Below are 6,264 nucleotides of genomic sequence, written 5' to 3' on the forward strand. Positions count from 1 at the left end.
TAAAAATAGGAGGAAAGTACTATGAAAAAAGAATCTGATCCTTTTAACAAAATTAAACTGAAAAACAAAATACAGGGAATGTTAGAAGACACGCTATCAAAAGGAACTGTATCAATAATAGCATGGCTTGCTGTAACAATGATTCTTACAGTTGTTGTATTTTCGTTTGTATTAGTTTTGATGAATTTGAGGCCTGATAATGAAACTGGAAGTTTAAGCTTAATTGAAGCGATTTGGCAAAATTTCTTGCGTGTAATAGATCCAGGTGGTTTGCAAAATGACAGATTATGGGGATATAGAATTGTGTCAGCTGTGGTTACGTTACTTGGAGTATTAATCTTTGGTGCATTAGTTGGGGTTTTGACAACAGGGCTTGATAATTTATTTATTGAAATCCGTAAAGGGAAAACAGAGATTGTAAAAAAAGATTTTACGCTTATTTTGGGATGGAATCCGACAATATTTAAGATAATAAGTGAACTAGTGATTTCAAATGCAAATCATAAAAATAAAAAAATAGTGATACTTTCTAAAAATGATAAAATAAAAATGGAAGACGAAATAAATTTAAGAATAAATCAAAAAGAACTTTTGAAAAATTTTCATAATTCTCTGGATGGAAAAAGCCATAAAACTTATCAAACTAAGATATATTGCCGTTCAGGAAGTATAATAGATATAGATGACTTAAATATTGTTCATCCTGAGAACGCAGAATCAATAATTATACTTTCCTCAGAAGAAGATAGAGAAGATATAAATACTATAAAGTGTATTTTAGCGTTAAGAAAAAAAGCTAAAAAGATAATTACAGAAATAAAAGATGAACATAATAAAGAACTGATGGATTTTTGCTTCCAAAATGAAGAAAATCAGAATATACTTTATATTCCAAGTGAAAAGTGGTTATCACGGATTACAGCACAAGCAAGTAGACAGCCAGGATTTAGTGTTATTGCAACAGAAATTTTAAATTATGATAATGATGAAATTTATTTTTCTAAAGTTGGTAAGGAGCTAATAGGAAAAACATTTAAGGAAATTTCGTTAAGTTGTATTACAAGCATTGTATTAGGAATATGTAAGAAAAATTTGGATAAAAATAACTTGAAAAAAATTTATCAAACAGAAATGGCAGAGGGCAAATTATCAGGAATAAAAAAAAATATAATTTTAAATCCTTACGAAAAATTTAATAATAATGTAATAGACGGTGAAAATATAGGATGTGTAATAGAGGAAGGAGATGAGCTTATTCTTTTTCAGTCTGACGATGGTTATCCTGAATTTCGTTTTGAAGAGTTAAAAATAGAAAAATTTCAATGGAAAAGTGGTACAGAAGATGTAATTTTACCTAAAAGCAAGACGTTAATTTTAGGATATAATAAAAGAATATATAAAATAATTGACGAACTTTACGAATATGTGAGTGTAGATTCAGAAGTTCATATAATTGCAAAGATGGATGAGGAAGTAGAAAAACATTTAAAGGATAATTTGGGGTACGAAAATGTAAAAAATGAAGATATAACAGATTACAGAATTTCTGAAAAAGAGTATATTGAAGAAAAATTCAATCTTGAAAGTTACGAAAGTATTATAATTTTAGGTTATGACAATCTTGAAACACAAGAAAAGGATGCTAAATCAATGCTTACAATGTTATTAATAAAAAAAATGCTGGAAAAAAATAATAAATCTTCATTGAAGGAAAAAAGTATTGTCATCGAAATATACGATGAAAAAAATAGAGAAATCGTAGAATTAACAGAAGTATCTGATTATATAATAAGTGACACTATAATAAGTTCAGTAATTAGTCAGCTGTCTGAAGAAAAAAGACTTTATTATGTTTTTGATGAATTATTTAGTGGAGAAGGCTGTGAAATTTATATGTTTTCAGCAGATAATTATATTGAAAATTTTGACAGAGAATATACTTTTAAAGAACTTTCTACAATTGTAGCAAATGAAGGAACTATTTTATTAGGATATAGAGATATGGATGAAAGAGTGGAAAAGAAAAATGATTATGGTGTTCATTTAAATATAAACAAGAATAAGAAGATTAAATTAAATAAAAATGATAAATTAATTGTACTGTTTGAAGGAGGCAATGAGAAAAACAAAAAGAAAGTGATTTAATTAATTTGCTATTTGGTATGGAAAAATACAGAGAAAAGTGCTTAAATAAAGGGATAGATTGAATAAGAATAAAATTTGCAAAATAAATTCAATTGGAGTATAATAATTCTATGTAACAAAGAATATTGAATCTTTGCTCAAAGTTGGGAGAAAGGAGGGAGATGATGAAAAATAAAATTTTAAAATTTTTGGGATTTTTATTTCTTATGATGATTGTTGTGAATATAATTTTATCAATTATTTCCACATTTTTACCAGTAAAATTTGAATCACCAAGTTCAGTTGTTGAAGCACCGCATTATTTTAATTTTGTTTTTGGGATCTTTAAATTTTCGCTTAGCCAGACAGTCCTTAATACTTGGGCAGTTATGCTGATAATCATATTTATCGTAAGAGCAGGGACAAAGAATATAAGTCTAGAAAAGCCTAGTAAAATGCAAATTGTTATGGAAGAATACTATCATTTTATTGAAAATACCTTTTTGACTACCTTTGGAAAACATAAAAAAACTTATATACCATTTTTTGCAGCATTGTTTGCATCTATAATGTTTTCGAATTTAAGTACTTTTCTGTTTCCATTCATTATGATGTCGGTTAAGGAAAATGGAATTAGAACAGTAAAACCGTTTTTTAGAACGCCAACAGCGGATCCAAATACGACAATTGGGCTATCACTTGTGGTAATTGTTGTTTTCTTGGCAGTTTCTATAAAGCAAAAAGGTCTAAAGGGATATATAAAATCATTATTTGAGCCAATGTGGTTTATGTTTCCGTTAAATATTGTGGATATTTTTTCAAAAGTACTGAACACTTCAATGCGGCTATTTGGAAATATGCTGGCAGGACTTGTAATTGTAGGACTACTATATAGCCTTGTTGGACGTGGATTGCTTCAGTCCATGACAAATAATATGTTAAAGGGAAGTTTTTCGTTTTCAGTTGGATGGCCAATGCTTATACAGCTATATTTAGATTTATTTATCGGTATAGTACAGGCTTTTGTATTTACAATACTTTCTTCAGTTTATATAAGTGAAGCATTAGGTGAGGAAGAATAGAATTAAAAATTATAGTTTTGTAATTCTTTTATATGTTCAAAGTCTTTAATTTTAGGGATTTTGTATAAATAAGAGCATTATGATATAAAAATTATGTTTAATAAAAAATAAATTAATAAAAATTAGGAGGATTAGAGAATGGAAGGAATAGTTCAAGCAGCAGCTTTATTAGGAGCAGGAATTGCAGCGATAGGAGGAATTGGAGCAGGATTAGGTCAAGGGATTGCAACTGGTTATGCAGTAGAGGCAGTATCAAGACAGCCTGAAGCAAAACAGGATATTATGCAAACATTAATCACAGGACTTGCAATTACAGAATCATCAGCAATTTATGCGTTAGTAATAGCTTTCTTGTTAATTTTCTTGAAAGGGTAAGAAAATAATAAATTTTAGAGAAACAAAAATAGGATTAATAATGTAAATTAAGGAGTAAATATGAATGAAGGAGCAAGATTAGTAAACATTGATTTTACGATGGCTATTCAGATAATAAACTTTATAGTATTAGTCTATTTTTTTTCACGAACTTTTGCAAAAAAGATTGATAAAGTGCTAGAAGATAGAAAAAAACTGGCTTTGTCTGAAATGGAAATTGTTGAAAACGAAAAGGAAAAATTGGAAGAACAGAAAAAAACAATGGAAAAATTGAAAAAGGAATCCAAAAGACGTGCCAATGATATTCTAATAAAAGCCGAAAGACAGGCAGATGACAGAAAAGATCAGATTATATCACAAGCTATGAGTAATCGTGAAAAAATGATGATGAAAGCTGAAGCTGATATTGAGAAAATGCGGCAAAATGCTAAATTTGAACTTCAGAAGGAAGTTGGAGAAATGGCAGTTGAACTTGCAGAAAAAATCATTAAAGAAAATATTGATGAAAAGCAGGATGAAACTATAAATAAGTTTATTGATGAGATAGGAGATTAAAATGGCTAGGGATGAGATTGCAAAAAGATACGCATCAGCAATTTACAATATAGCAAAATCTTCTGACAATATAAATGAAGTTAGGGAAGTACTGAATATTTTTATGGAAAATTATGAGGAAGAGGAGGAATTTAGAAAAATTTTGGAAGATCCTCTCAAAAAATTCCCAGAAAAAGAAAAGTTTTTAGAAAAATCGTTTGACCACTTTACAAAAGAATCGCTAGGGATAGTTAAGTATATCGTACGAAAACAGCGTCTATCGTTAGTTGGAGATATAAAGGAATATTTTTTAAAACTTTATTATGAGGAAAATAATAAACTTCCAATAACTGCTATATTTGCAAAAGAGCTATCAGAAAAACAAAGGGAACTGCTAATAGAAAAACTTGAAAAAAAATACGGTAAAAAAATTGTTTTAAATCTTGAAGTTGATAAAGAAATAATCGGTGGAGGGATTTTAAAAATTGGGAATGAAGTTATTAACGGTTCAATAAAAAATCAGATTGAAGAAATGAAGAAAAATTTTTAGAAACGGAGGTGCTTTTCTTTGAGAATCAAGCCAGAAGAAATAAGTAAAATAATCCGAAGCGAAATCGAAAATTACAAAAGTTCACTGGATATTTCCAATACTGGAACAGTCTTGGAAGTAGGAGATGGAATTGCCAGAATCTACGGATTAAGTGACGCTATGGCAGGAGAGCTTTTAGAGTTTGAAAATGGAACTATCGGAATGGCACTAAACTTGGAAGAAAGTAACATTGGAGCAGTAATTTTTGGAAAGACACAAGGGATAAAAGAAGGAAGCATAGTAAAAGGATTGGGAAAAGTAGCTGAAGTTCCAGCTGGAAATGAGCTGCTTGGAAGAGTAGTCGATGCACTTGGTAACCCAATTGATGGAAAAGGGTCGATAACAGCTGATAAATATATGGCGATTGAGAGACAGGCATCAGGAATTATCGCAAGAAAACCTGTTACACAGCCTATGCAGACTGGAATAAAGGCAATAGATGGAATGTTTCCGATTGGAAAAGGACAAAGGGAATTGATAATTGGAGACAGACAGACTGGAAAAACAGCGATTGCTATTGATTCAATTATAAATCAAAAAAATAACGATGTTATATGTATTTATGTAGCAATTGGACAAAAAAGGTCTACAGTTGCACAAATTTATAAAAAACTTGAAGAGGCAGGTGCATTGGAATATACGATTATTGTTGCAGCTACTGCTTCAGAATCAGCGCCACTTCAATATTTAGCACCATATTCAGGGGTTGCTATGGGTGAATATTTTATGGATCAGGGAAAAGATGTGCTAATAGTTTATGATGATTTATCAAAACATGCGGTAGCTTACCGTGAAATGTCATTACTGTTAAAAAGACCGCCAGGAAGGGAAGCATATCCAGGAGACGTTTTCTATCTGCACTCAAGACTTCTTGAAAGAGCAGCAAAATTAAGCGACAAACTTGGTGGAGGTTCAATTACAGCACTTCCAATTGTAGAAACGCAGGCTGGAGATATTTCGGCATATATTCCGACAAATGTTATTTCAATAACAGATGGACAAATATTCTTGGAAACAGATTTATTTAATTCAGGATTTAGACCAGCTATAAATGCAGGAGTTTCAGTATCACGGGTTGGAGGATCAGCACAAATTAAAGCTATGAAACAAGTTGCTTCAAAAGTGAAATTGGAACTTGCACAATATAATGAACTTTTAGCATTTGCACAATTTGGATCAGATTTGGATAAGGCTACAAGAGATCAGCTTAATCGTGGATCTAAAATTATGGAAGTATTAAAACAGCCACAATATAGTCCATATAAAGTTGAAGAACAGGTTATTTCATTTTATTGTGTAACAAATGGATATTTTGATGATATTCCAAATGAAAAATTGAGAACATTTGAGAAGGATTTAATAGAAGCAATTAAAAATGATTCAAATATTTTAAGTGAAATTTTAGAGAAAAAATCATTAGATGATAACTTGAAGAATGAACTTGACGAATTTATAATTAATTATAAAAAAGAATATGTCTGGTAAAGCAGGTGAAAATATATGGCAGCAAATATGAAAGAAATAAAAGAACGTATTGACAGTGTAAAAAATACAAGCCAA

The 6,264-nt window shown here is 30.0% G+C and carries 6 protein-coding genes; all 6 read left to right on the plus strand.

The window, feature by feature from the left end:
• Positions 1-21 precede the first annotated feature (21 nt).
• Positions 22-2,145 (plus strand): hypothetical protein, encoded by a 2,124-nt coding sequence (locus Q0370_RS09685; RefSeq protein ID WP_299575130.1) that lies wholly within the window; start codon positions 22-24, stop codon positions 2,143-2,145.
• 161 nt (positions 2,146-2,306) lie between these two features.
• The gene (gene atpB, locus Q0370_RS09690) at positions 2,307-3,206 is read left to right on the plus strand and encodes a F0F1 ATP synthase subunit A (RefSeq protein ID WP_299575132.1); all 900 of its coding nucleotides are present in this window, start codon (positions 2,307-2,309) and stop codon (positions 3,204-3,206) included.
• A gap of 138 nt (positions 3,207-3,344) precedes the next feature.
• Positions 3,345-3,581, plus strand: coding sequence for an ATP synthase F0 subunit C (gene atpE / locus Q0370_RS09695; protein ID WP_021745099.1), 237 nt, complete (start codon positions 3,345-3,347; stop codon positions 3,579-3,581).
• 60 nt (positions 3,582-3,641) lie between these two features.
• Positions 3,642-4,136, plus strand: a complete 495-nt coding sequence (atpF, locus tag Q0370_RS09700) for a F0F1 ATP synthase subunit B (RefSeq protein WP_299575134.1) — start codon at positions 3,642-3,644, stop codon at positions 4,134-4,136.
• A 1-nt stretch (position 4,137) separates the two neighbouring features.
• A complete protein-coding gene (gene atpH / locus Q0370_RS09705) occupies positions 4,138-4,665 on the plus strand; it encodes an ATP synthase F1 subunit delta (RefSeq protein WP_299575136.1) in 528 nt (175 codons plus the stop codon).
• Positions 4,666-4,683: 18 nt separating this feature from the next.
• The gene (gene atpA, locus Q0370_RS09710) at positions 4,684-6,189 is read left to right on the plus strand and encodes a F0F1 ATP synthase subunit alpha (protein WP_299575138.1); all 1,506 of its coding nucleotides are present in this window, start codon (positions 4,684-4,686) and stop codon (positions 6,187-6,189) included.
• The last annotated feature ends 75 nt before the right edge of the window (positions 6,190-6,264 follow it).

The organism is uncultured Leptotrichia sp. (assembly GCF_938036635.1).
GTDB lineage: Bacteria > Fusobacteriota > Fusobacteriia > Fusobacteriales > Leptotrichiaceae > Leptotrichia > Leptotrichia hongkongensis.